Annotated in this window: 11 protein-coding genes and 2 pseudogenes; 5 read left to right on the top strand and 8 right to left on the bottom strand. The window is 68.9% G+C overall.

Annotation, left to right across the window (positions count from 1 at the left end; genetic code table 11):
- Positions 1 to 383 precede the first annotated feature (383 nt).
- Positions 384 to 1,844, top strand: coding sequence for a recombinase family protein (locus tag DI276_RS26115; protein ID WP_232836920.1), 1,461 nt, complete (start codon positions 384 to 386; stop codon positions 1,842 to 1,844).
- A 757-nt stretch (positions 1,845 to 2,601) separates the two neighbouring features.
- Here the strand turns inward: DI276_RS26115 and DI276_RS26125 are convergent.
- Positions 2,602 to 3,342: a pentapeptide repeat-containing protein gene (locus DI276_RS26125; RefSeq protein WP_157984948.1), complete on the bottom strand. Its 741-nt coding sequence runs from the start codon at positions 3,340 to 3,342 to the stop codon at positions 2,602 to 2,604.
- 96 nt (positions 3,343 to 3,438) lie between these two features.
- Between DI276_RS26125 and DI276_RS26130 the strand changes: the two genes are divergently transcribed.
- Entirely contained in the window at positions 3,439 to 7,344 is a 3,906-nt protein-coding gene (locus DI276_RS26130; protein ID WP_112267926.1) for an HNH endonuclease, read from the top strand.
- Positions 7,345 to 7,426: 82 nt separating this feature from the next.
- Here the strand turns inward: DI276_RS26130 and DI276_RS53630 are convergent.
- Positions 7,427 to 7,639: pseudogene (locus DI276_RS53630) on the bottom strand (DUF7711 family protein); the annotation flags it as partial.
- Between the two features lie 329 nt (positions 7,640 to 7,968).
- Positions 7,969 to 8,466 (bottom strand): HEAT repeat domain-containing protein, encoded by a 498-nt coding sequence (locus DI276_RS51265; RefSeq protein ID WP_198680911.1) that lies wholly within the window; start codon positions 8,464 to 8,466, stop codon positions 7,969 to 7,971.
- Between the two features lie 448 nt (positions 8,467 to 8,914).
- On the opposite strand from DI276_RS51265, the gene DI276_RS26135 reads away from it, so the two are divergent.
- Positions 8,915 to 11,128: a tetratricopeptide repeat protein gene (locus DI276_RS26135; RefSeq protein ID WP_198680912.1), complete on the top strand. Its 2,214-nt coding sequence runs from the start codon at positions 8,915 to 8,917 to the stop codon at positions 11,126 to 11,128.
- A 33-nt stretch (positions 11,129 to 11,161) separates the two neighbouring features.
- Here DI276_RS26135 and DI276_RS52395 read toward each other — a convergent pair.
- Positions 11,162 to 11,413, bottom strand: a pseudogene (locus DI276_RS52395) (ACT domain-containing protein); the annotation flags it as partial.
- A gap of 99 nt (positions 11,414 to 11,512) precedes the next feature.
- Here DI276_RS52395 and DI276_RS50235 point away from each other — a divergent pair.
- Positions 11,513 to 11,713, top strand: coding sequence for a hypothetical protein (locus DI276_RS50235; RefSeq protein WP_157984949.1), 201 nt, complete (start codon positions 11,513 to 11,515; stop codon positions 11,711 to 11,713).
- Positions 11,714 to 11,894: 181 nt separating this feature from the next.
- Entirely contained in the window at positions 11,895 to 13,124 is a 1,230-nt protein-coding gene (locus DI276_RS26150) for a hypothetical protein (protein WP_112267932.1), read from the top strand.
- A gap of 14 nt (positions 13,125 to 13,138) precedes the next feature.
- On the opposite strand, the gene DI276_RS26155 is transcribed toward DI276_RS26150, so the two are convergent.
- From DI276_RS26155 to DI276_RS26170, 4 genes are all read right to left on the bottom strand, one after another.
- Positions 13,139 to 15,262 (bottom strand): tetratricopeptide repeat protein, encoded by a 2,124-nt coding sequence (locus DI276_RS26155; protein ID WP_198680913.1) that lies wholly within the window; start codon positions 15,260 to 15,262, stop codon positions 13,139 to 13,141.
- Between the two features lie 65 nt (positions 15,263 to 15,327).
- Positions 15,328 to 18,720 carry a tetratricopeptide repeat protein gene (locus DI276_RS26160; RefSeq protein ID WP_112267936.1) on the bottom strand — a complete coding sequence of 1,131 codons (3,393 nt, stop codon included), beginning with the start codon at positions 18,718 to 18,720 and terminating at the stop codon, positions 15,328 to 15,330.
- Positions 18,717 to 21,455: a tetratricopeptide repeat protein gene (locus tag DI276_RS26165; RefSeq protein WP_112267938.1), complete on the bottom strand. Its 2,739-nt coding sequence runs from the start codon at positions 21,453 to 21,455 to the stop codon at positions 18,717 to 18,719. The genes DI276_RS26160 and DI276_RS26165 overlap by 4 nt, the downstream gene beginning before the upstream one ends.
- 973 nt (positions 21,456 to 22,428) lie before the next feature.
- A complete protein-coding gene (locus DI276_RS26170) occupies positions 22,429 to 22,869 on the bottom strand; it encodes a hypothetical protein (protein ID WP_112267939.1) in 441 nt (146 codons plus the stop codon).
- Positions 22,870 to 23,018: the final 149 nt, after the last annotated feature.

The following is a 23,018-nucleotide window of genomic DNA, read 5'->3' on the forward strand; positions in this document are numbered from 1 at the left end:
CGAACTTGCCGTCCGCGGCTGGTGCTTGGCTGGGCTTGACCACGAGCTGATGCTGGACGTGCCGAGAAACACATCCGTGCAGGTCAGCATGCTCTCCGGATTTACCACGATCGACGAGGCCCTCGCCGCTGTGGACAAGGCATACGCCGCAAAGTGAGCGTCACCTTCTCTGAGAGGTCGACCCGGTCCAGTAGGTCGCACTGATCGTGTCAGGTCCGCCGTCGCGCCAGCGGTGTGACATCTGAGTTGGCCTGCCGTGACCGCGAGCCGGCCCGATGTCTGGTGTGGCTCGCTCGCTCTTGGTCTGTTCGGGTGGAGATGGACAGGACGTCGTCACGATGCCTTCGGAAGCTGGGTCTCGGTTTTGACCGAAGGAGCTGACTGTGGCCACGTTGACGAACGCCGAACTGGTTGCCGCGTTGACGGGACGTTGCCGTTCAGCGGCACAGTCTGAGGAGTCTGGCCTGCGCTTTGCGTTCTACGGGCGGATGTCGACGAGCACGTTTCAGGACGTCCAGACGTCGCGTGCGTGGCAGCGTGCGGTGTCGGATGAGTTGATCGAGGGTGTCGGTTCGGTTGTCGCGGAGTTCTTTGATGTGGGTGTGTCGCGGCGGTGGTCGTGGCTGGACCGTCCGGAGGCCGCGGCGTTGCTGGCGGCTGCCGCGAGCCCTGATCGTGACTTCGGCGCGGTTGTGGTCGGTGAGTACGAGCGGGCGTTTCACGGTGATCAGTTCCGCGAGGTTGTGGCTCGGCTGAACGCACTAGGTGTCGAGGTGTGGCTGCCGGAAGCGGGTGGTCCAGTGGAACTTGGCAGTCCGGTGCATGAGGCGTTGATGGTGTTGTTGGGTGCGCAGGCGCAGCGTGAGGTGGCGCGGGCCCGGCAGCGGGTGCTGGCGGCGATGCGGTCTCAGACGCGGTTGCAGGGTCGGTTTCTGGGCGGTCGTCCGCCGTATGGGTATCGGTTGGTTGATGGTGGTCGGCATCCGAATCCGGTGCATGGGCGGTGGGGTCGGCGGGTGCAGGTGTTGGCGCCGGATCCGGTGACGGCACCGTGGGTGCGATGGATGTTCGCCGAACGTGCTCGCGGGCGGACAGTGGCGTCGTTGGCGCGTGAGCTCAACGAGCGTGGTGTGGTGTGCCCGTCGGGTGCCGGTCCCGAGCGGAACGCCCATAGGTTGGGGGAGCGGTGGATCGTGCGGACGGTGGCGATGATTCTGGAGAACCCGCGCTACACCGGTCGGCAGGTGTGGAACCGAAGCAGCACAACCGGCCACGGACGTGGCGGGCGTGTCGGCGGCCGCGGTTCGGGCGCGCTGCGGTGGAACCCGGTCAGCGAGTGGGAGGTGTCCGAGCGAATCGCGCACGAACCACTCGTCGATGACGAGACCTTCGTCGCGGTGCAGGGCCTGCGAGCGGCGAAGCCTGCCAAGGACGGCGAGGTCCGGCATTACCTACTGGCTGGGCTGATCGTATGTGGGTTGTGTGGCCGTCGGATGGACGGGCACTGGGTTCATGGGCGAGCTGGCTATCGATGCCGACATGGCTTCACCAGCGTCAAGCGACGTTGCGATGGCCAGCCGCGGAACCTCTACGTCCGAGAAGACCGCCTGCTTGAGGCGCTGTCACACCTACTCGGGCGGGCCGCGGGACCTGTGGAAGTAGGTGTGGGCGAAGACCTGGTCGATCAAGTCCGGGAGCAACACCTGCAGATTTACTACGACGGCCAGCGTCTTGAAATTCGACCCGCACCACTAACGTTGAAAACTGTGGAAACTGCCCGTCGCCCAGTTCAGCCGACGCTTGCGTTGGACTGGTGTGACGACATGAAAGTCGCTGAAATATGAATTACCCCACGGGATCCTGGTGAATCCCGTGGGGTAAGAGAATGTCCGACATGAACCCCCGCGCGTGGCAAGCGTGCTCCATTCGCGTGTTCATGTGGCTATGGATAGCTCGCCGCCAAATTAGAGGGCCAATTCGAACAATTTGGGTAGATCTTACGGAGGCAGCTGCCCCGTCATCTCGATGAGCTCTTCTATGTTGCGCGCACGAGCGCTTCTCGCAGGGCGATAGAATGTCGACAGGGTAGACGTCGATCGGGTCGAGGTTACGGTGTGCGCGTCCGAATCTCGATGCCAGGTGAGCAGGGGTGCCGGTGTCACCGGGAAGACCTCCGGCCACCGCCGAGGATCCATAAGCTCGGACAGGGCGACTCGCCGAACCGATCCGGGGCTCGTAGCGGATCGGACCCGCTAGTTGTCAGCGAATGACCGCGCTCTCGTGCCGCAACACGAGCAACTCGGCGTCCTTCACTGCTCCGCTGCGCAGCAGCACCGACGGCACGGAAAGCAACCGCCGCGGTCACGTTGTACAGCAGGGACACGATTACCGCGCCATGCTCTCAGGACGGTGGGGGCCCTCGCTCTGGCAGCGATGGCTACTTTCGAGCGGCACAGGATGCCGGGTAACCAGATACTTTCGTTCGATCACCTCCAGCGGCCAGTCCTCCCTTCGCTGGCTGCCGGACGGTTCGGTTCAGCAATGCTAAGAGACCTCCTCTGTTCGTGTTGAGCCATCAAGGCCGGTCGGCGGAGCCATCAGTCAGCTACTCCGCTTGAGCGTGGGGTAGTTGCCTGTGGTGTCGAGCCGCCATCCCTCGGGCCAGTAGCTGGAATCGGCGCCGACTTCCAGGCTTGTTGTTTCGGGATGTTCGATGACGGTCTCGTGGAACTCGACTGATATGGTTCCATCAGGCCACGTGGCGTTGCGGAAGTCCGCGCTGCCTGTGAACACCACACCCTCGAAGCGCACCTTTGCGTTGAAGGTGCAACCCTTGAACGACACGTGCCGGCCGAACCTGGCCGAGCGGTAGAACTCGTCACCATGAAACCAAGCGTCGCCGCTGAAGGTGGAGTCTGATATCCACGCCGAGTTCGCGATCTCTATGCCACGGAAGTTTGTATGGCCACTAAAGTTCGTTCCCTGCATGAACGCTAGCTCGCACCGCATTCCCTTGAACACGGTTTCGCCGGTCAGAGTAGCGCTGTTCACATCAATGGAGAACAGATTGGCGTGGGCAAGCACGAAATCGACGAGGTGTGCTCCGCTCAGATTCAGGCTTATGTCCGGCCAATAGCTGCTCGGCGGGTTTGGCGGTTCGGGACTACTCGCAGACGTGTCGTCGCGGAGATGGTTGGCGAGTATGCGTTGTGCAGCGGTGCGTACCTGCAATTCCTCATGTCGTTGACGCTTGGAGACATCGTCGGGAGCGGCGTGCTCGTCAGGCGGCGCGTACGGCATCCGCAGGTAGGCGCAGATGACTTCGACGACGAGCCGGTTCAACCTGCTCCGCGGAGCCCGCATCAGCAGCGAGTGCGTCGGGGGACTCATACGATCCGGGTGGCCCTTTCTGTCGGTGCCGTCCGGCAGGATGACCCGGTGACGATCAGCGACAAGGACCGCAAGATCCTCTGGGGGCGGTCGGGCAACAGGTGCGCGCTGTGCCGCGACCCGCTCGTCGCCGCCGAAACGCCCGCGGACGGAGCCGCCGTGGTCGGGGATGAGGCCCACATCGCCGCTCGGTCACCGGGAGGGCCCCGCCACGGGCAGTGCCCTCCGGGCCTGGTGGACGACTACAGCAATCTGATCCTGCTGTGCCGGGTGGATCACAAGAGGGTTGATGACCAGCCTGGTCACTTCACGGTCGCTCTGCTGAGGAGGCGCAAGGCCGAGCACGAGGCCTGGGTCGAGCGCTCGCTCGCGGCCCGCCCCACGCTCAGGGGCAAAGATCCGGAGCCGATCTTCGCCGAGGTCCTGGCGGACGGCTTCACGGGCCGAGCGTGGGTGCTGGACGCGATCGACGAGTTCATCGCCACCCACCCCAGCGGCTTCGTCTGGATCGACGCGGAAGCAGGCCTCGGCAAGACGTCCCTGGCGGCGCATCTGGTCCGGGAACGAGGCTGGCTGTCGCACTTCACCCGCTACGCGAGGGGTCGTGAGTCGGCGAGCGCGCTGGGCAACCTCGCTGCGCAGCTGACGTTCCGCTGCCGGCTCCCACCGGTGACGGAGACGGTCACCCCGGAGTCCTTCGAAGCACTGCTCACCGAGGCGGCGAAGACGTCGGCTGAGCCGCTGGTGCTCGTGGTCGACGGACTGGACGAGGCCGACGCCGTGGAGGGCATGCTCCCGTGGGGCCTGCCCCGCGTCCTCCCTCCCGGGGTGTTCGTCGTCGGTACCTGCCGCACGGGTCATCGGCCTGGCCGGGTCGACTCGCCCTCCGCCGTCCTCCCCATCGCCGCCGACGACCCGCGCAACCGGGACGACCTGACCCGCCACCTGAGCCGTGTGGTGCAGGAGAAAGCGCTCGCCGAACGGCTGGCCGCAGCGAACATCGCCGCCGCCGACTTCGTCACGGCCCTGTCCGAACGTTGCGGTGGCGTCTGGGTGTACCTGAGGTACGTCCTAGCCGAGGTGCGGCTGGGTCACCGCCGCGCGGACGACATCGCGAGCCTGCCCGCGAACCTGGGCGCCTACTACGCGGAGCACCTCGAACGCTGGACCGAGCCGGGTGTCCGCACGCTGCTCTCGACCCTGGCGGTCGCGCGCGAGCCGCTCACCGTCAAGGTGGCGGCAGCGCTGTCGGGTGAACCTGAAGGATCGGTGCGCGGCTGGTGCGTCAACACGCTCCGCCCGTTCCTCACCGCGTCGGCCGACACCCCGCGCAGGTTCTCGATCCACCACGCCAGCTTCCGCGAACTGCTCACCGGCGCACCGCCCGCAGGCGCCGACCACCTGGCGGCGTCGTTGGCGGAAACCCTGGCCGAAGAAGCCGTGGCGTGCCACAACCGAATCGCCGACCGCTACCTGACCCTGTTCGCCGACCTGGGGAACGATCTCGCCACAGCACATGTCGACGACGGCTACGCGCTGCGGCACCTGGCCGCTCATCTGGGCAGCGCAGGCCGGCTGGACGACCTCGACGGCCTCCTGCGGATGGAGCACGAGGTCAGCGGCAACCGCGTGGTGAACACATGGCTGACCGCGAAGAACAACGACCCGACCGGCTTCGTCGAGGACCTCCAAGTCCTGCGGGACAACACGCCGGACTTCGCGGTGGAACTCCGCTGCAGGTTGATCGAGTCTGCGGTCGAGATCTCCAGCAGCTCCTACCCGGGAACGCTGCTGGTAGCGCTGCTCAAGTACGGCGTCTGGCCGTTGGAGCGGGTGTTCGCGAACGCGTTGCGCGCACCGCGAACGCTGGGCGAAGTGGCGCACGAACTCCCCGAGGAGTTGCTCCCCCGAGCTCTGGACGCGGTCCTCGCGCTGGACTCCGACTGGCTGGAGGGGGAAGCGATCGAGGCGATGGCTTCGTGCCTGCCGCCGGAACTGCTCGACCGGGCCCTCACGCACACGTGGAAGAAGATGCGCAAGACGGATCACCGGGTGACGGCGGAGCTCGGGCTGTTCCCGCATCTGTCGGCGGCACAACAGGGGAAGGTGCTGCTGCCGCTCTTCGAAGACCTCGAACGCATTTCGCATCTGAGCGGCCACAGGGCTCGCGTGCGGAACCTGGCCGCCTCCTCGCGCGCGATCTGGGTGCCCGTGATCGCGAAGCTGATCTCAGCCTCACCGGAACTGTCGGACTTCGAGCGGTTCGGCCTGCTGGCGCAGCTCCCGGCCCGCTCACCGGCGAAGTACCGGCACGTCGTCGTCGACGCGTTGGCCACGGCGAAATCAAGACTCGAGGGCGTGGAACGACGCTGCGCCGACCTGATCGACTCCGTCACCTACGACGCGGCGACGGCAACGAATCTCCTTGACGACATCGCCGCGCTTCCCGATCACCGCAGCGCCGACTGCCTGGCTGTCCTGGGCGAGCACCTCGAACCAGCCGCGGCCACCCGCGCGCTCGGCCCTGCGATGAGGATGAGCGAGCGCTGGAGCAGGTTGACCGCGGTCGCGGCGCTCGTCGGTCGTGCCGCCCCTGGGGTCAGAGGCGAGGCGATCCTGGCCGCCACGGCGGACTTCCGGCACAACAGCCTGATCAAGGAGGAGCTTCAACAGCTGCTGCGCCACACGCCCCACGAGGCTCTGCTCCAGGTCGTCGACGAGCTCTGCGCGCTCGAATCGAGTTATTTCGAACTGCTGCGGCCTGCTCTGCGCACAGCGCCACCCGAGATCAGGTCCGCCGCACTCGACCGCGTCCTGAACTCGATTCGCGACGCGGACCTCGGCCACGCCGGACGCCTCGCCGACTTCATCGACGTCGTTCTTCCGGAGAACCGCCTCGAGTTCATCAACGAGGTGCTGACCGCGGCGAGGAGCAACCGCTATTCCGCGCGCTCCTTCTCATCGACGTTGGCAGCTCTTCAGCCGACGATCGAAAGCGACCGCACCGACCTCGAGATCGCGGCCGACGTCAGCAGTGCGTTCACGCTCGCCGAAACGGGCAAGCTCGCACCCCTGTTGCGGCTCGCCCCTCACCTGCCCGACCCGGAGCGCGCCTTCGACATCGTCTCGCGAACTTCCAAGCCGTTCGATCGCGGAGTCGCGCTGGCCGTTCTGGGGCGGCACCTCAGTCCCGCGGATCGTGCGGGCCACGTCGCACTGGCTCTGGACGCCGCCAACGCGTGCAAGTCGACCGAACGGCACATCGTCCTGTCGACCCTCGCCGATCAGTTGTCCGCCGACCAGGTCGAGCAGGTGCTGCGCACGAGGTCACAACCCGGCACTCCTGCGGACGTGGCGATGACGCTGATACACCTCGCTGGGCATCCCGCGTTCTCGCTGACCTCGAACGACATCCTGGATACGGTGACCGAGATCGATCAGCAGGACGAAAAAGCGCTCGCCCTGGTCGCGACGGCGGCGCTCCTCACGGGACCGGCGTTCGCACGCGCGATCAAGATCGCACGCTCGTTGCACCACGCGAACCCGCGCGCGTTGGCCCTCCTCCGCCTGGCACACGCGGCGGGCAAGGCGGACCTGGTCGCGGAGGGCCTCCAGGAAGCGGCGAAGATCAACCTCGACGTCTACTACAACCTGGGCAACAACACCCGAGTTCCCACGCTCGAAGGCGGCACCGCCCAGGATTCGGAGCTGTGCGGCATCGCACGACCCTATGCGGCGCGCCCGGTGACCCCGGTCCTCGTAGCTGTCGGCGAGATCGGGACGGCGGAGGCGGACGAGGTACTCGTCGGCCTGCTCAGGAAGCAGACCGATTGGACGCACTCTGCACTCGGGGCGCTCGTGGGCACCGCTTCCTTCCTGCCCCGGATCCTCGGGACGAGCGGGGTCGCCGAGGTGCGACGGGCTCTGCACGACATCCAGCGGTGGTGGCCGTGAAGGATCCACCGAGTGCTACGCGTCCAGCAGGTCCAGGTAGCCGGTGGTCGTGCGCCACAGCGCGTCCGCCGTGCGGGGTGAGCTTGCCGGGGCTCCAGCGGCGGTCGGTGTACTCCTGGTTGGCCCGCTGCAGCGCGTTTAGGCTCACCGCGAGCTCATCGGCGACGCGTTGCTTGAGCTCGTCTGGCGCTGGCGCGGCCTGGCGCACGAGCTCGGCCGTGCCGTCGCCGACGGCCTGTGTGACCAGCTGATATCCGTTGTGGGACACCTGGGACGTGGGGACGGGTCTCGGCATCGGTCTACGAACCGTAGGCGTTCGGTGCGCCTCGCCCGACGGACCGGTAGGGACGGGACAGGATCGGCATGACGCTCGCACTGCCTAGCTCTGGTGACGCCTTCGAGCGATCGAAGCGACGAGGCACTTCCGCCCGTGATCGACCCCAGGCCGCGGCCTGATCGCCACTTGGACGGCTGCGCGCTTCTACTCGGCCTGCTCGAGAACGACGGCGTGCACAGACTACTCGGCCGGAACAAGGTCGACCGTGATCGCGTGGCAGTGTGCGTCAAGTCCGCTTGCCGCTAGCCGCGAGAAACGTAAGTATGAGATGTGTGTGCCTGGCGGCATCAAAGGTTAGGAATCCTCGGCAGCACACCGCGTCCGAGTAGTTCCCTCTCGGCCGCGCGTCGCACAGCCGGATCGGTGTCGCCGGCCAGCCCGTCGAGCCACGAGGTCACATCGCGGTTGCCGGGAAACGCGCCCGAGAGCGCGCGAATGGCGGCGACCCTCACGTCGGGCCTAGGGTCGTTGCTGCCGATCGAGGCCAGATCCGCGCGTTCTTCCGAACGGGTAGCCCATCCAAACGCCCATGACTCGATCGCCTCACTACGTACCATGGGGTCCTGGTCGTGCAGAGCGAGGTCCCGCATCCACGGTAGCGCCCGACCGTCGGCACCGCCCAGCAGCATGACCGCCCATGTCGCGATACTTCGAGGCTCCCAGTCGTCGTCTTCGCTCACCCGTTTCATCAGCCAGTCGATCGTGTTCGGGTTGTCGTCCTGCGTGACGACAACGGTCTTGACCGCTGCCGCGCGGACGGCGGGAACCGGGTGTTTCTCAGCCACGTTGTGGGCCCACCGTGCCACTTCCGCGGTGGCCTTCCAGTCTCTGCTGTTGGCCAGGAGACACGGCGCGGGTCGGGGGCCGCCGGGATGGTTCCCACGTTCACTGCTGATCCGATCGACGGGGCCGGCGCCCAGCTATGCCCCTGCAACATCGCCACGGCTACGCCGCAGGCCTTCACCGTGGCCTCCCTACCGGCGACATCAACCAGTCCGGGAGTTCCCCGCCGACAGCGCGATCGTGCTCACCGTCGTCCGGGTGCGCGTTGCTATCCAGCCCAGATCCGCCAGATTGGAGCTGGTGGCTCTCTTGAGAGTGCGCCTTTCCGTCTCGCTTGCCGGGCCCGCACCATCTGGCAGGAGCCTCTTCCCCCTGCTCTTGGAGGATCCTCGGCTCGCTCTGGAGGCAGGCTCTGCCGCTCTCACTGCTCTCGTCGAAGTGGACGGTGCCGTGGAGGTTCTGGAAGCCGTGGAGACCGTTTTCCCGGAGGACCGCGACTTCAACCTCGACCTGGGCATCGCCGTGGTGTCCGAACGGCTGACCGAACACCGGTTGTCGACGTACTCGGAAGATCCGCTGACCAGGGCTGTGCTGCACGACCGTCTCGCCAGGCGCTACGCCAACGCGGGCATGCACGACGCCGCTGTGGCCACAGCGGAAACCGCCGTGGCCTTCTGGCGCAGGCAGGGTGATGAGGAGGGCCTCGCCGGCTCGCTGACCAACCTGGGACCGTGGCTGGGCGCCGTCGGCCGGTGGGAGGACGGGTTGCCGGTCGTGCGGGAGGCCGTTTCGATGTGGCGCCATCTGAGTGAGGACAGCCCCGGCGAAAACCGCCACGGGCTCGCCGTCGCGCTGGCCAACCTCAGCTCAGCCTTGTGGTTCAGCGGCTCCACCGGCGAAGCGCTGGCCGCGGTCGTCGAAGCGGTGGAGCTGACCCGGCTGCTGGCGGAGGACGAACCGGACGACCACCTGCCAGCCCTCGCGGCCGAACTGCACAACCTCGGCGCCTACCTGGCGGCGCTGGGCCGGTGGAAGGAGGGTGCCGCCGCCGAGGAGGCGGTGGCGATCAGGCGCCGCCTCGCCTTGGCTGATCCGTCGGCGCACCTGCCAGGACTGGCCACGGCCCTGCTGAGCTTCGCCCCCCGCCTCAACGACGTGGGCCGGCAGGAGGAGGCGCTGCGGTTGGCTGAGGAGGGCGCGGACATCTGGCGGCAGCTGGCGAAGGCGAACCCCGAGGCGCACCAGCCCGGCCTAGCCGCCGCCCTGAACAACCTGGGTGCCGTGCTGGCGGCGTCGCACCGGCCGGCGGAAGCGCTGCCCGTCGCGCACGAATCGGTGGCACTCCGCCGGGTGCTGGCCGACCGTGACCCCGCCGTCCACCTCCCCGACCTGGCCAGGTCGCTGACCAACCTGAGTGCCCGCCAATCGGACCTGCGGCGCTGGGAGGAGGCGCTGCCCGCCGCGGAGGAAGCGCTGCAGATCCGGCGGCGGCTCGCGCTCGCGAACCCGACCGTCTACCTTCACGATCTCGCCGTCGCCCTCACGAACCTCGGCCGGGTCCACTGGCAGACCGATCGGCTCGGCGAAGCGATCGAGGAGGCCGAGCAGGCCACCGGCATCTGGCGGCGGCTGACCGAGGAGAATCCCGCCGCGCACCTCGGTGACCTCGCGGCCGGGCTGGCCAACTTGGGAACCTGGGCGGCGGACGCGGGACAACCGGAGAAGGCGGTCGCCGCCCTCACTGAGGCGAAGACGAACTACCAGCGGCTCACCGGTCCGCAAGCCCGTCCGTTCGACCTCGCCCACTGCACGTCCAGGCTCAGCGAGGTGCTGCTGGAACAGCTGCGCTGGGGGGAAGGGGCGGAGGTGACGGCGGAGGCGGTGGCACTGCGCCGCGAGCTCGCCGAGCACGATCCGGCCATCCACCTGCCGTTGCTTGCCGGGTCCCTGGCCAACCTGCGCGGTGTGCTGCGCGAGCTTGATCAGGACGAGCAGGCGCTGGGCGTGGCCCAGGACCTGGTGGCCGTCCTGCGGGAGCTCGGCCACCTGCCCGGCCTCGCCGAAGCCCTCGGTGAGCTGGCGGACCTGCAGCAAGGCCTCGGCCGGACCTCCGAGGCACTCGCGACGGCGGAGATGGCGTCCGAGGTCGGCAGGCTGGTGACGCAGGGCGGTACCGAGCACCTGCCCGAGTTCGCCCACTTCCAAGTCGTCCTCAGCGAAGGCCTCGCGCGGGCAAGCCGGCCAGAGGAAGCTCTGACCCGTGCCAACGTGGCCAGCGGGATCTTGCGGCTGCTGGCCCGCGACGACGACACCCACCTCCCGGCCCTCGCTCAGGCACTCACCTGGCTCGGACATCGCGCGGCCGTGCTCGGACGGCTCGACCTGGCGGTGACGGCGACGGCGGAGGCGGTGGACGTGCGCCAGCGACTGGGTGAGACTGGCGTCGGCCTGGCAGGAGACCTTCTCAACCTCGGCCACGGACTCGCGGTGCTGGGCCGCCACGATGAGGCCGTTCACCCCGCTGAGCGGGCGGTGGCGGCGTGGCGCCGACTTGCGCACGACGATCCCAGGCACCTTCCTGTTCTCGACAGAGCACTCGACATGCTCGCGAGGCTGGTTACCGGCCCTGGGCCGGTAACCGACGCGCAGGAGCCCCCGGTCTGAGACCAGGGGCTCCCACGGGTGGCCCGCCCAGAACTATGAGGCCGACGTCACGCGGTAGACGTCGTAGACATCCTCGACGCTCCGCAGGCCTTTAGCACGTGGCCGAGGTGCTTCGGGTCGCCCATCTCGAACGAGAACCGGCTGGCGGCCAACGCGGTCCGGTGACGTCGACAGGCGGTTCACGCGCTCGTCGCCAGCACCTTCGTCACGTCCGACAGCAGCCGGTGCCCGGTCTAGGGCCTTCACCTGGATCGCTACCCGGAACAAGCTGAAGGCCGACGGGGCCATGTGGCTTGCACGACACGACCTAGCTCGGACAGGAAGTGTGCCCACATAGATTACGACGACACCCAGCGGTACCGGGGTGCGAACCCCTACGCGCGTGTGCGTCGGCACGGTAGCCGCACGATCGCGGCGACGGCGCATTTCGCGACGGAGGTGCTGGACGGCGGGCACATCATCGCCCAGGTGTCACGCCAGATCGACGCGCTCGGGCCGACGCCGTCCACGGCGGACCTGGCGTCGGCTGACCGCACGGGTTTCGTTCCCCCGGCGCAGCCGCCGAGGTCACCTCCCAACGGCTGATTGAGCGGCGGCCGTACATGAGCTCCGGATTCCGGAGTTCCGGAGTCCGGAATCGGTGGCACCGGCGTTGAACTGCGTGAACGCGGTGGCTTGCGGGGCCGTTCCGGAGTTCGGCGAAGCAGGGGTGGATCAGCTCGACGATTTGGGCCACAGCACGACAACCCAGTCGAGGAGCCCCCAAGTGCCGCACAACAACGTACCGTCCGACGGCCGTGAACCGGACGGTCGGCAGCGAATCATCACGAACGGAGACCCGGTCACCGCGCCTTGGTCGAGCGTGGACGTCAAGCGCGTGCTGGTCGAGGCGGGCACCCTCACGGGCCTCAACCGGGCGCTGGACTGCCTGCCCGCGATCGAGGCCGACTACCGGGTGCAGGTCGTGTTCACGGTGCCCGAGACCGGGTACGAGTGGGCGGGCCTGAAGGACCACCTGCGGCAGCTCGGCGTGCTCGTGATGCCATGGCACCAGGCCGTCGAGACCCGCTTCGACCTGGCCCTCTCCGCGGACCGCTGGGGCATCGAGGAGATCAAGGCGCCGCTGGTCCTCATGTCCCACGGCGCGATGAGCATCCGCTCCCGGATCGCGCATGAGAAGGCGAAGCACGACCTCACGCCCGAGAAGCTCATGCGCGGCGACGAGGTGTTGCCGGCCAAGCTGATGCTCGCCACCGACGACGAAGTGCGCACGCTCGCCCGGTCGTGTCCCGAAGCCCTCCCCACGGCAGTGATCGCCGGTGACCCGTGCCTCGACCGGATGGTGGCTGGCGTGCCGTACAGCGACCGGTACCTGGAGGCGCTCGGTGCGGCTCCAGGTCAGCCGATGGTCTTCGCCGTCACGTCCTGGTCGCGGCACTCCTTGTGCGGCAACGATCCTGCGTTCTTCGCGCGTCTCACCTACGAGCTGACCGGCACCGACTACCTGGTGGTGGCGTCGCTGCACCCGTTCTGGTGGGGCGAGTGCGGGAAGCGGCAGATCCTCTCGTGGCTCGGCCCCGCACGGGAACGCGGCCTCGTCGTGCTGCCGCCGGACGAGGGGTGGCGCGCGGCCGCCACCGTTGCCGACGTCGTGATGACCGACCACGGCTCTGCGGGGCAGTACGCGGCGGCACTGGGCGTCCGCACGATGATGAACGTGGGCTCGCTCGTCGACGTGCACCCCGGCACCACCGCGGAGTTGCTGTCGCGCATCGCCCAGCCGTTGCACCTGGACCAGCCGTTGCTACCGCAGGTGGAACGGGCGCTGGCGACGCCGGTTGACCCGCGCCACGTCGAGCTGGCCGCGCGGATCACCGGACGGCCGGGGCAGGCGCTGGCGATCCACCGGCGCGAGTACTACGGCCTGCTGGGCCTGCCCGAGCCGGTGCACGCCGTGCCGGTCTCGCCGGTGCCGTTGCCGAAGCCGTTGTGGTGAGCGGGTTCCGCCGCTCATCCGGCCTGCCGGGACTCGGGTTCGAGCCGCACGCGCAACGCGTCGGCGCGCCGGTCACCGAGCGAGGTGGCGATCAGCAACGCCTCCTGCCGGTGCCGGCGCGCCCCGCCCGCGTCCCCGGACCTGTCCAGCAGATCGGCCAGCTTCTCCAGCACCGGCAGGCGCAGGGAGGCGGCCTCGTCCGCGGGCAGCGCGGCCAGACCGGTCTCCACCTCGGTGATCGCCTCCGTCACCGCACCGGCCGCAGCCAGGCACGTGCCCGCTCCCACGACGGCCTGGGCCCAGCAGTGGTGGTCGCCGATCTCCTCGGCGATCTGGGCAGAGGAACGGAAATGCGTCACGGCCTCGTCGAGCCGGCCGGTGTCGGCGAAGGCGTGGCCCAGGTAGCAGAGCAGCAACGCGACACCGCGCTGTCGCCCATGGTCCCTGTTGAGCGTGAGCGACTGTCCATAATGGTCGATCGCGACCGTCAGGTCGCCACGAGCGTGCGCCGCCGCGCCGAGTCCTTCTCGCGCAGTGGCTTCGCCCGCCCAGTCGCCCACCTCCCGCGCTCGAAGGAGGGCACGTTCGAACAGGGCGGTCGCGGCGGCCGGTTCGCGGAGTCTGCTGTGGACGGCGGCGTGCTGCAGCGCCATCCGCACCTCCGCGACGCCGTCACCACAGCGAACGGCGGCGTCGACGGCGATCGGCCCCAGGGCCCGCCACTCGTCGGTGTGGCTCCGGTACAGGAACACACCCCGCATGGTCTCGTAGAGCTGCCAGACCAGTTCGTACCAGCCCTGGTCAAACGCGGCCCTGGCGCAGGCCGCGAGGGTCGGCAGCTCGTCCTCCAGCCAGTCCAGCGCCTGACCGCGGTCGGTGAACGGCGGCTGACCTGGCGTCCGATACCTCTCGCCGAGGTGCGGCCGCAACGGCGTGACGAGCCAGTCCGCCGCCACCGCACGGTCTAGCAACGACTCCACCAGCGCCCGCAACGCAGCCCGGCGCTCGTCCTCGTCGTCGTCGCGCTCCGCCTGCCGGCGAGCGTGCAGCCGAAGCAGGTCGTGGAACCGGAAGCGCTCGGGGCCGGAGTCCATCACCAGATTGGCTCCCAGCAACGTGTCCAGCAAATCGTCCACATCGGACTCGCTCGCACCGAGCAGCGCGCAGGCGCTGCCGGGGTCAAACTCGGTGCCGGGGAACAGCCCCAGCCTCCGGTACAGCCGCGCGGCGTCGGCGGGCAGCCCGCGGTAGGACAGGTCGAACGTCGCGGCGACGGAAAGCTCGCCGTCCTCGGCCACGAGCGCCCGCAGGCGTCGCCGTTCGTCGGTGAGCTGGGTCGCGATCGTGGCGAGCTGCCAGCGAGGCCGTGCCGCCAGCCTGGCTGCGACCACGTGCACCGCTATCGGCATCCCCCCGCAGAGCATGGCCACGTCGTGCGCCGAGCGGGGTTCCTCGCTGACCCGGTGCTCGCCGACCGCGCGGCCGAGCAACTCCACGGTGGCCTCCGGCGGTAGCGGCCCCAGCGGCACCAGCCGTCCACCGTCGGCGAGCAACCCGGAAAGCCTCTTGCGGCTGGTCACGATGACGGCGCTGTGCCGCGAGGCCGGCAGCAGTGTCCGCACCTGCGTGCTCGTCGCGGCGTCATCGAGGAGGAGGGCGATCTCCCGGTCGGCCGTAAGCGACCGGTAGAGCGAAGCGCGGCTTGTATGGTCGGCCGGCACCTCCGCTGACGGGACGCCGAGCCCCAGCAGGAGTCCGCTCAGCAATTCTCCAGGAGCAGCCGGTCCGTTCGGTCCGTGCGCGGCGAGGTCCACGTACAGCTGGCCATCGGGGAAACGCTCGCTCACGGCGTGCAGGACGTGCAACGCCAGCGCGGTCTTGCCGATGCCGCCCGGTCCGGTGAGCACGGCCAGCCCAGGTCCGTCCCGTTCGGGATCGTCCGCCAGCACCGCAGTGATCGTCGCGGATTCCGGCCACCTGCCCGTGAAGTGCGCGGGAGGGGGAGGCAGCTGGCGGGGCGTTCCTGCTTGCCAGCGGGGGTGGACGTGGACACCACCGTGCACGGTGCCCGCCTGGACCACGGTGCCGCCGACGTTGCGCGCGACCTCGTTGACCACGGCCGGCCGTGCAGGTTCCACGGCGCACCTCCCGTCCCCGCCTCTGAGGTTAACGCCTGTTCGCGGCACGTCCAGGGTGCGCGCGATCACCCGGTCAGCCTGGCGAGCACTTCATCGGCGAGCAGGAGGTGCGGCGTTACCGACCCCGGTGACTTCTGCTCGATCGCACGCACGATGGCCACGGCCTCCCGCACGGCGGTCAAAGCCGCGTCCCGCCGTCCCGACGCGTCCAGCGCGATCGCCCACGTCGTGAGCGCACCGGAGAGGAACGGCGTCCACATGTCGTCGCGCTCCGATTCCAGCCGTAGCGCCTCCACCGCCGCCTCCGCGCACCGGACCGCCTCACCTGCGCGGCCGCGTTCCGCCAGCTCCCTGCCCAGGGTGCTGCGTGCCACCGCCAGGAACGGCACGCGATCCTCGTCCTCGGCGGCGAGCACCACGTTCCTCTCCACGGCCTCCTCGGCGAGCGGCAACGCCTCGTCGTGCCGGCCGGCCTCGCCGAGGATGAACGCCAGGTTGTGCACCGCGTCGGCGAGGTCCGCGGTGTAAAGGCCCTCGTCGTCCACCAGCCGCCGGTAGGACGCGACAGCCTCCTCATCTGCCTTGATCGCCTCGTCGGTCCTGCCCAGTTCGGAGAGGTACGAGGCCTGGTTGTAGAACACCATGGCCAGGTCACCGGTGAATCGGCGCGGGTCGACGGAGGCGAGTTGACCGAACAGCGTCACCGCCTCGGTCCCTGCCTCCAGCGCCTCCTCCCGGCGCCCGGCCGCAGACAGCGACGTCGCCTGGCTGCGCAACGACAGCGCCAGGTCGGGCTGGTGGGCGTCGGGGTCGGCCTCCGCGAGCTCGCGGTAGATCGTCACGGATTCCTGCAGTTCGCGCAGCGCCCGTTCGACGTTCCCTGCCTGCGAGCACGACACCCCGAGGTTGTGCAGCCCACCCGCGAGCTCGGGCAGGAACGCTGCCGGGTTGATCGCGACGAGCCGCCGGTAGAGGGCGACCGACTCCTCCGCCACGGTCACCGCGTCGCCTTCCCGGTTCGGGTCCGCGTGCAGGTAGGCGGGCAGGTTCTGCAGGGCGTCCGCGAGGTCCGGCCCGTACGCGGCGAAGTCCTCCTCGGCCAGCGCGCGGTACAGCGCGACGGACTCGTCGGCCGCCTCCAGCGCCGGGCCGTCAAGCTCCAGGTCCGATCGGGAGGCGGCGATGTTGTGCAGGACCATGGCGAGGTCGGGCACGAACTCGGCGCGTTCCTGTGCGACGAGTTGCCGGTACAGCCTGGCCGCCTCTTCGTCGTGCACCAGGGCTTCCTTGTGGTCGCCCGTCGCGGCGAGTGACGTGCCGAGGGTGTTGAGCGCGTTGGCGAGCCCCGGAACGTCCTGCGGCCGTTGCCGGCGGATGTTCGCCGCCTCCTTGGCGCCGGCCAGCGCTTCCTTGCGCCTTCCGGCGCGGGCCAGCAGCAGGGACTGGCTGTTCAACCACAGCGCCAGCGTCTCGTCGGTGCCCTGGCGGGCCTCCGTGACCGCGAGATCGGCGTGGGCCAGCCCTTCCGCGTACTGGCCTGCTTTGTTCAGCCGCACCGCCAGGTTCCCGTGCAGGTCGGCGCGTCGCGCCGGGTCGGTCTCGGTGGCGAGCCGGTGCTCGGTCAGCTTCCGCGCCACCGCGGCGGCTGCCACGTCGAGGTGCACGTCCCGGGCCTGCGGCAGCAGCACCTCGGCCGCCTCCAGCACGGCGATGTCGAGGCCGGGCAGTTCGGTCAGCCGGGTCGCGGCGGCGGGACCCGCCACGAGCAGGAGCCCGGGATCCGTCGTGAGCAGCGGGTTGATCACCTCGGTCGACAGGTGCGGATAGCGGTGGGCGCTCTCCGCGAGCACCGCCAGCACACCGGGAGCCCAGGTGGGTGCCTCGGCGGGTGGATCGGCGGTAGTGAGTGCGGCGGCCGCGGACAGGACGGTCTCGTGGCCGGTCGCCGCGGTGGTCCAGTCGTCCGGCTGCCAGTTCAGGTGGACGTGCTCGTGGCCCGGCGTGGTCAGCGCGACGAGGTCCTCGCCGAGCCGGTCGGGGTGCACCGGTTCGAACACCGCCCGCGGATCGCTCGCCGGGTAGCACGCGAGGTGGTCGTCGATGAGGCGGTCCGCGCCGTCCGCCGAGTCGGCCAGTTCGGTGCGGCGCAACGCCGCGCGGGCGTGCGGCCTCGGCAAGGAGCCCACGAGCGTCGCGGTGTAGGCGATTCTGCTCATGACCGGCGCTCGGGTGAACCCGGCGCGCGTGCCGTGCAGCTCGTCCCATCCGGCGTACTCGCGGCAGAGCAGGTAGTCCGCCACTGCGAGCACGTCGGTCGGGGCCGTCTTGCCGCGCAGGTGCGCGTCGACCGCCGCCAGCGCCGCCATCTGCACGGCGAGGACCTGGCCGTACTCGGCGCGGTCTAGGTCGACGGGTTCGGTCAGCGTGGACAGCCCACCCGGCACGTCGAGGCGCTCGGCGAACTTCGCGGCCGCGGTGCGGAACATCGACCTCCGCGCGTCCGTCGAGCTCACGAGCGGGGACAGCGGCCACTGCCCGGTGGCGTCGAGGTGGTGGTCGGCGTCGAGCCGCCCGACCACGGCAGGCCACCAGTGCCTGGCCGTGCGCCCCAGTACCAGCACCCGCACATGAGTCTCCCGCCGTCGCGCGAGCTGTTGCATGGTCCGGATGAACGTCATCAGGTCGTCGGTCGGCCACCGGTCGCCGTAGTCGACCAGCACGAGCAGGTCCGTTCCGCTGCCGAGCACCACGTGGTTCGGCGCGGGCTCCGGCTGCGTCGCCGCGGCGGGGTCGTGCCGGACCTGCCACACCTGCCAGCCCAGCGCCAGCGAGTCGGCGGCGATCCGGTCGGCCAGTCGAGTCTTGCCCTGACCTCCCGCCGCGTGCAGCAGCTGGACAGCGACCGGCTCGGTACCGCCGCGCCATGTGGCGGCCTCGCCCAGTTCGTCGTCACGCCCGGTGAACGGCACCACGGCGAACCTCGGCTGCAGCAGCCTCGACGGGTGCGCACGGGCCTGGTCCACCGGCAGTTCGGGCATGGCGCCCGACACGGGGGAGACCTCGAACCTCCTGCCGCCGAAGTCGACCACCGCGTCCTCGCCGGGCCACTCGAACAGCACAGCGCCCTGCAACACCACCCGTTCGGCCGTGGCCCGGCGCCTGGCCGACGGCCCCCGGAACTGACGGCGGTCCATCAGTTCTTCGCGTTCCTTCAGGACGTCGGCGAAGGTGGCTTCTCTCAGCGCCGCTCCGAGTTCCGCAACGCACTCCTCGACGTACCGTCCGACCAGCTTCTCGTCCGGTCCCCGTTCGCCTTCACCGCGTTCGAGCTGCGACAACGTGCTGGTGTTGCTGGGGATCCGGTCCGCCAGGTCCTGCAGCCTGAGCCCGTTCGCCTTGCGCAGCTTCCTGAGTCTGCCGCCGAACGCGACGAGTTCGGCCTTCCACGGGTCCGTCACGCCAGTTCCTCAGCCAGTTCCGCCGCTTCTCCTGCGCCGATCCGCTGGTAGATGGCCAACGCCTTCCTCAGTTGCCGGTCGGCGTCCTCGTGGTCGCCCTGCGCCTTGGCGGCCCGGCCGAGGCCGGCGAGCGCGTCCGCCTCCGCCAGCGGGCCGCCGATCTCGATCGCGAGCAGCAACGCCTGTTCGTAGTGTTGTTGTGCCTTCCGCGCATCACCCGACTTCAGGTACCAGGTGCCGTACGTCGTGGACGTCAACGTCTTGCCGTACCTGTCGTCGAGCTTGCCGTAGATGACGTCGGACTCGTCCAGCGGCACGCGCGCCTCGGCAAGCCTGCCCGCCCGGATCAGCAACTCGGCGAGTTCGCGGCGCGACGCGGCCCGTCCGTGCTCCTCACCGAACGTCTCGTACAGATCGAGCGCCTCCTGCAACACCTGCTCGGCCTCGGTGAAGCGGCCGAGCCTGCCCAGCACGATGCCCTGCTCCACGAGCGCCTGCGCCTTGCCTCCGCGATCACCCAGCTCCTCGAAGCCCTCGACCGCGGTGGCGAAGTGCTCATAGGCCTCGGCGTACCGGCCACGGCTCCGTTCGACGCTGCCGAGCCGAGACTGCAGCTGCGTAGCGCCGTGAGCCTCGTGTTGCCGCTTGTACAGTTCCAGCCCCTCCAACGCGGTCCGGTAGGCGTCGTCGTACCTGTCCATGAACAACCACGAGTTGCTCAGCCCTTTGAGGGCCATGGCCTGTCCGTACTCGTCGCCGAGCTCGCGGAACATCGTCAACGCGCGCTCACCGATGTCCACCGCCTGCTCGTACTCGTCCCCGTAGTAACTCAGCAGTGCCAGTTCGGTCAGCACGTTGGCAATATCAGCCTGGTCGCCGTCCTGTTCGTACAGGCCTAGTGCCTGTGTCAGCGCCTCATGGGCGTCGGAGTGGTATCCGGTCTGGATCCACAGCTGTCCCAGCGCCATCAGGGCGTGGGCGCAGAACGTTCGGCGGCCGGCCTCCTCGAACACGTCGAGCGCCTTTTGCAGCGCGGTCTCGGCCTCCGGGTAGTTGTCGGCCGTGAACTCGGCCTTCCCGAGCTCCAACTGCACGTCGCCGTTGTCGCCCTCCACGTCGAACTCGGCCGCGCGGCGCATGATCCGCGTCGACAGGTCCCACGGTCCGGTCCGTCGGAGATACGGGGCGAGCGAGAGTGCGAGCCGGATGACCGTCTCCGCGTCGTCGGCGGAGTCGAAGGACGCCAGCAGGTTGACGCGTTCGTCGTCGAACCACGCTCTCGCGTCCTCCGGGCCTTCGATCGGCGGCAGAGTGCCGCCTTCGACCTCGTGGCGTTGCATCGCGTTGCAAGCGTTGGTGGCGGCGTCCGCGTAGAAGTCCAGCAACGACCGACGAGCCTTGTTGGGGTCGTCGCTGTCGTCCACCAGACCGGCCGCGTACTCGGCGATCAGGTCGTGCATCCGGAACCGTCCGAACGCGATCTCGTCCACCAGGTGCTCGTGGTAGAGCCCGTCCAGGTGGCTGGCCGCCTCGTCGAGCTCGACGTCGCAGAGCGCGGCGGCCGCGTACTGCTCGACCCCGCCGCCGGGGTGCAAGCCGAGCAGCCGGAAGAAGTGCTGCCGTTGCGGTGAAAGGTCCCGGTAGGACAGGTCGAAGGCGGCGGCCACCGCGCGTTCGCCTACCTGAAGCCCGCTCAACCGGCCGTGCGCCGCACGCAGTTCGGTGAGGAGGACGGCGACGGTGAGCGCCGCGCGGTTCCGGAACCGCGCGGCGAGGATGGCGAGTGCCAGGGGCAGGCGGCCGGCCAGTTCGACGAGGTCTGCGAGGGGCTCGGTCACCTCGCGCCCGGCCAGCCGCTGGAACATCCGTTCCGCCTCGGCGGCGGCCAGCGGTGCGAGGTCGATGGTGACCGCGTCCAGCTCCACCAGCCTGCGCCTGCTCGTCACCAGGACGAGACAGCCTCCTCCGCCGGGCAGCAGCCGGGCCACCTGCGCGTGGTCAGTCGCGTTGTCGAGGATGACGACCATCCGTTTGTGCCCGAGCTTTCGCCGCCACAGCGCCTCACGTTTGGCGGTGTCGGCGGGCAGGCGCTGTGACTCGACGCCCACTGCCATGAGGAGTGAGGCGAGTGCGTCGTGCGGCTCCAACGGTGCCTGCCCCGCCGTGTGTCCGTACAGGTCGAGGAAGATCTGGCCGTCCGGGAACCGGTCCGCGAGCATGTGAGCGGCCCGCACCGCGAACGCCGTCTTGCCGACGCCGGGCATGCCGTCCACCGCGTGCACGGCGACCACGCCACCGTTCTTCACCGCGTCGACCAGCTTGGTCAACTCGTCCTCGCGACCGGTGAACGCATGCGCGTCGCGTGGCAGGTCGTTGGGCTGTGCCGCCGACTCGTGCAGCTTCACGCCCGACGCCTTGAGGGTCTCGTGCAACGCTTCGAGCGCTTCGAGCTTCCGCAGGATGTCGGCCCGGCGTTCCTCCTTCGGCGCTGCGTCCGCTCGCCACCGCGGCAGGCAGTGCTTCAGGTAGAACAGCACCACGTCCCTGCGGGGAGGCTTGGCGCCGATCCCGCGCTCCAGGTCGGAGAACGTGCCGTTGGAGATCCGCTCCTTGGTCTCGCTGGTCATCGCGGACGCCAGCTCGCCCTGGGAGAGGTCTGCGTCGAGCCGCAGCTCCGCGAGCGCCTCTCCGAATCTCTGCCGGGTCAGGCGCCACGCGTTCCGGTTGTCCACCACCCTCGGATCTTCGTCGCTCCCGACGTGGAATTCACTGCCAATAACGTGTCATTTCGTGGGTCAGACGATTGGACCTTGCGCAGTTGCTCGCGTTTCTGCCGTGGGTGACCATTGCCATGCGACTGCTCGGCGAGTCTGCTGCGAGCACGCCGCCAGCTCCAATCGCTGGCGAGCCCCAGGTCTTCCGGGACCATCTTCGGCCTAACGGGCCTCCGTGACCGCGAGATCGGCGTGCACCGGTGCCTCCGTGTACTGGCCTGCCTAGTCCAGTCACAGCAACAGGTTTCCGTGCAGGTCGGCGCGCCGCGCCGTGTCGGTCTCGGTGCCGAGCCGGTGTTCTGCCAGCCTTTGCGCCACGGCGGTGGCGGCGACGTCGAGGTGGCACGTCCCGCGGTTCGCGTGAGCGGGACCTCCGCCGTCTCGGCAAGGCGGTGTCGAGGCTGGGCCAGTTCGGTCAGCCGGGTGGCTGCCACGGGGCCAGCCACGAGCAGGAGCCCGGGGTCTGTCGTCAGCAGCGGGTTGATCACCTCGGTCGACAGGTGCGGGTAGCGGTGGGCGCTCTCCGCGAGTACCGCCAGCACACCTGGTGCCCGCCCACGCGCCCCCGCGTGGGAGGGACCGGTCGTGGTGAGCGCGGTGGCGGACAGGACGGTCTCGTGCACGCTCGCCGCCGCGGTCTAGCTGGACAGCGACCGCTTTGGTGCTGCCGCGCCACGTGTCCGCCTCGCCCAGCGCGTCGTCGCGCCCGGTGAACGGCACCACGGTGAGCCGCGGCTGGAGCAGCCGGGACGGGTGCGCACGAGCCTGCTCCACCGGCAGTTCTGTGCTGGTGTTGCTGGGGATCCTGTTTGCCAGGCCCTGTTGCGTGAGCCCGCTCGCCTTGCGGAGGCTCTGGAGCCTGCGGCCGAACGCGACGAGCTCGTTCTTCCACGCGTCCGTCACTCCGCCAGCCCCTCAGCCATCTGACGGGACGTCATCTTCCCTTTCCGTCGTTGTGGAAGGTTACGCCGCCGTTGATGTCGCGCGCTTGTACTACTCGGCCGCTGACATTGCCGGTTATCTGGTTGGTGACATTTCCGTGGCTCTCCTTCTTGAGGAGGCCTGACTTGCGGAGTTCGGAAAGTGCGCTTTCCAATTCTTTCCCGAAGTGGTGATCGTCCTCGGTGGCGTCCTCGAGAGCCATTGCCAGCCGGGTCCGTGTGCGAGGGCGAACCTCGCCGGATCCAGTCGCTTCGAGCTCGAGTCGCTCGAGCGCCGGATCCCCGTGCATTTTGGCCGCGACGAGATCATGCAACGCGCGGAGAGCAAGGTCGGACGTCGCGTTCTGGTTCGCGACTGCGTGGTCACGCCCAAGGCGCGTTGGATGGGTCATCCATACGACCAGCAACTCAACTGCGATCTCGACGTCCGCCACGTTGCCACCATTTCACTAATGATGAAACCGATCTCCTACTTGTCACTGTCGTTGGCATCGTATGGGTCGTTACCTGGCTGTTGCGACCGCTCGTGGCGGCTAAAAATGCCACGGGACGTGGAAACAAGCACCTGTGTGGCGGCGGAGAA

The organism is Lentzea terrae (assembly GCF_003265345.1).
GTDB lineage: Bacteria > Actinomycetota > Actinomycetes > Mycobacteriales > Pseudonocardiaceae > Lentzea > Lentzea terrae.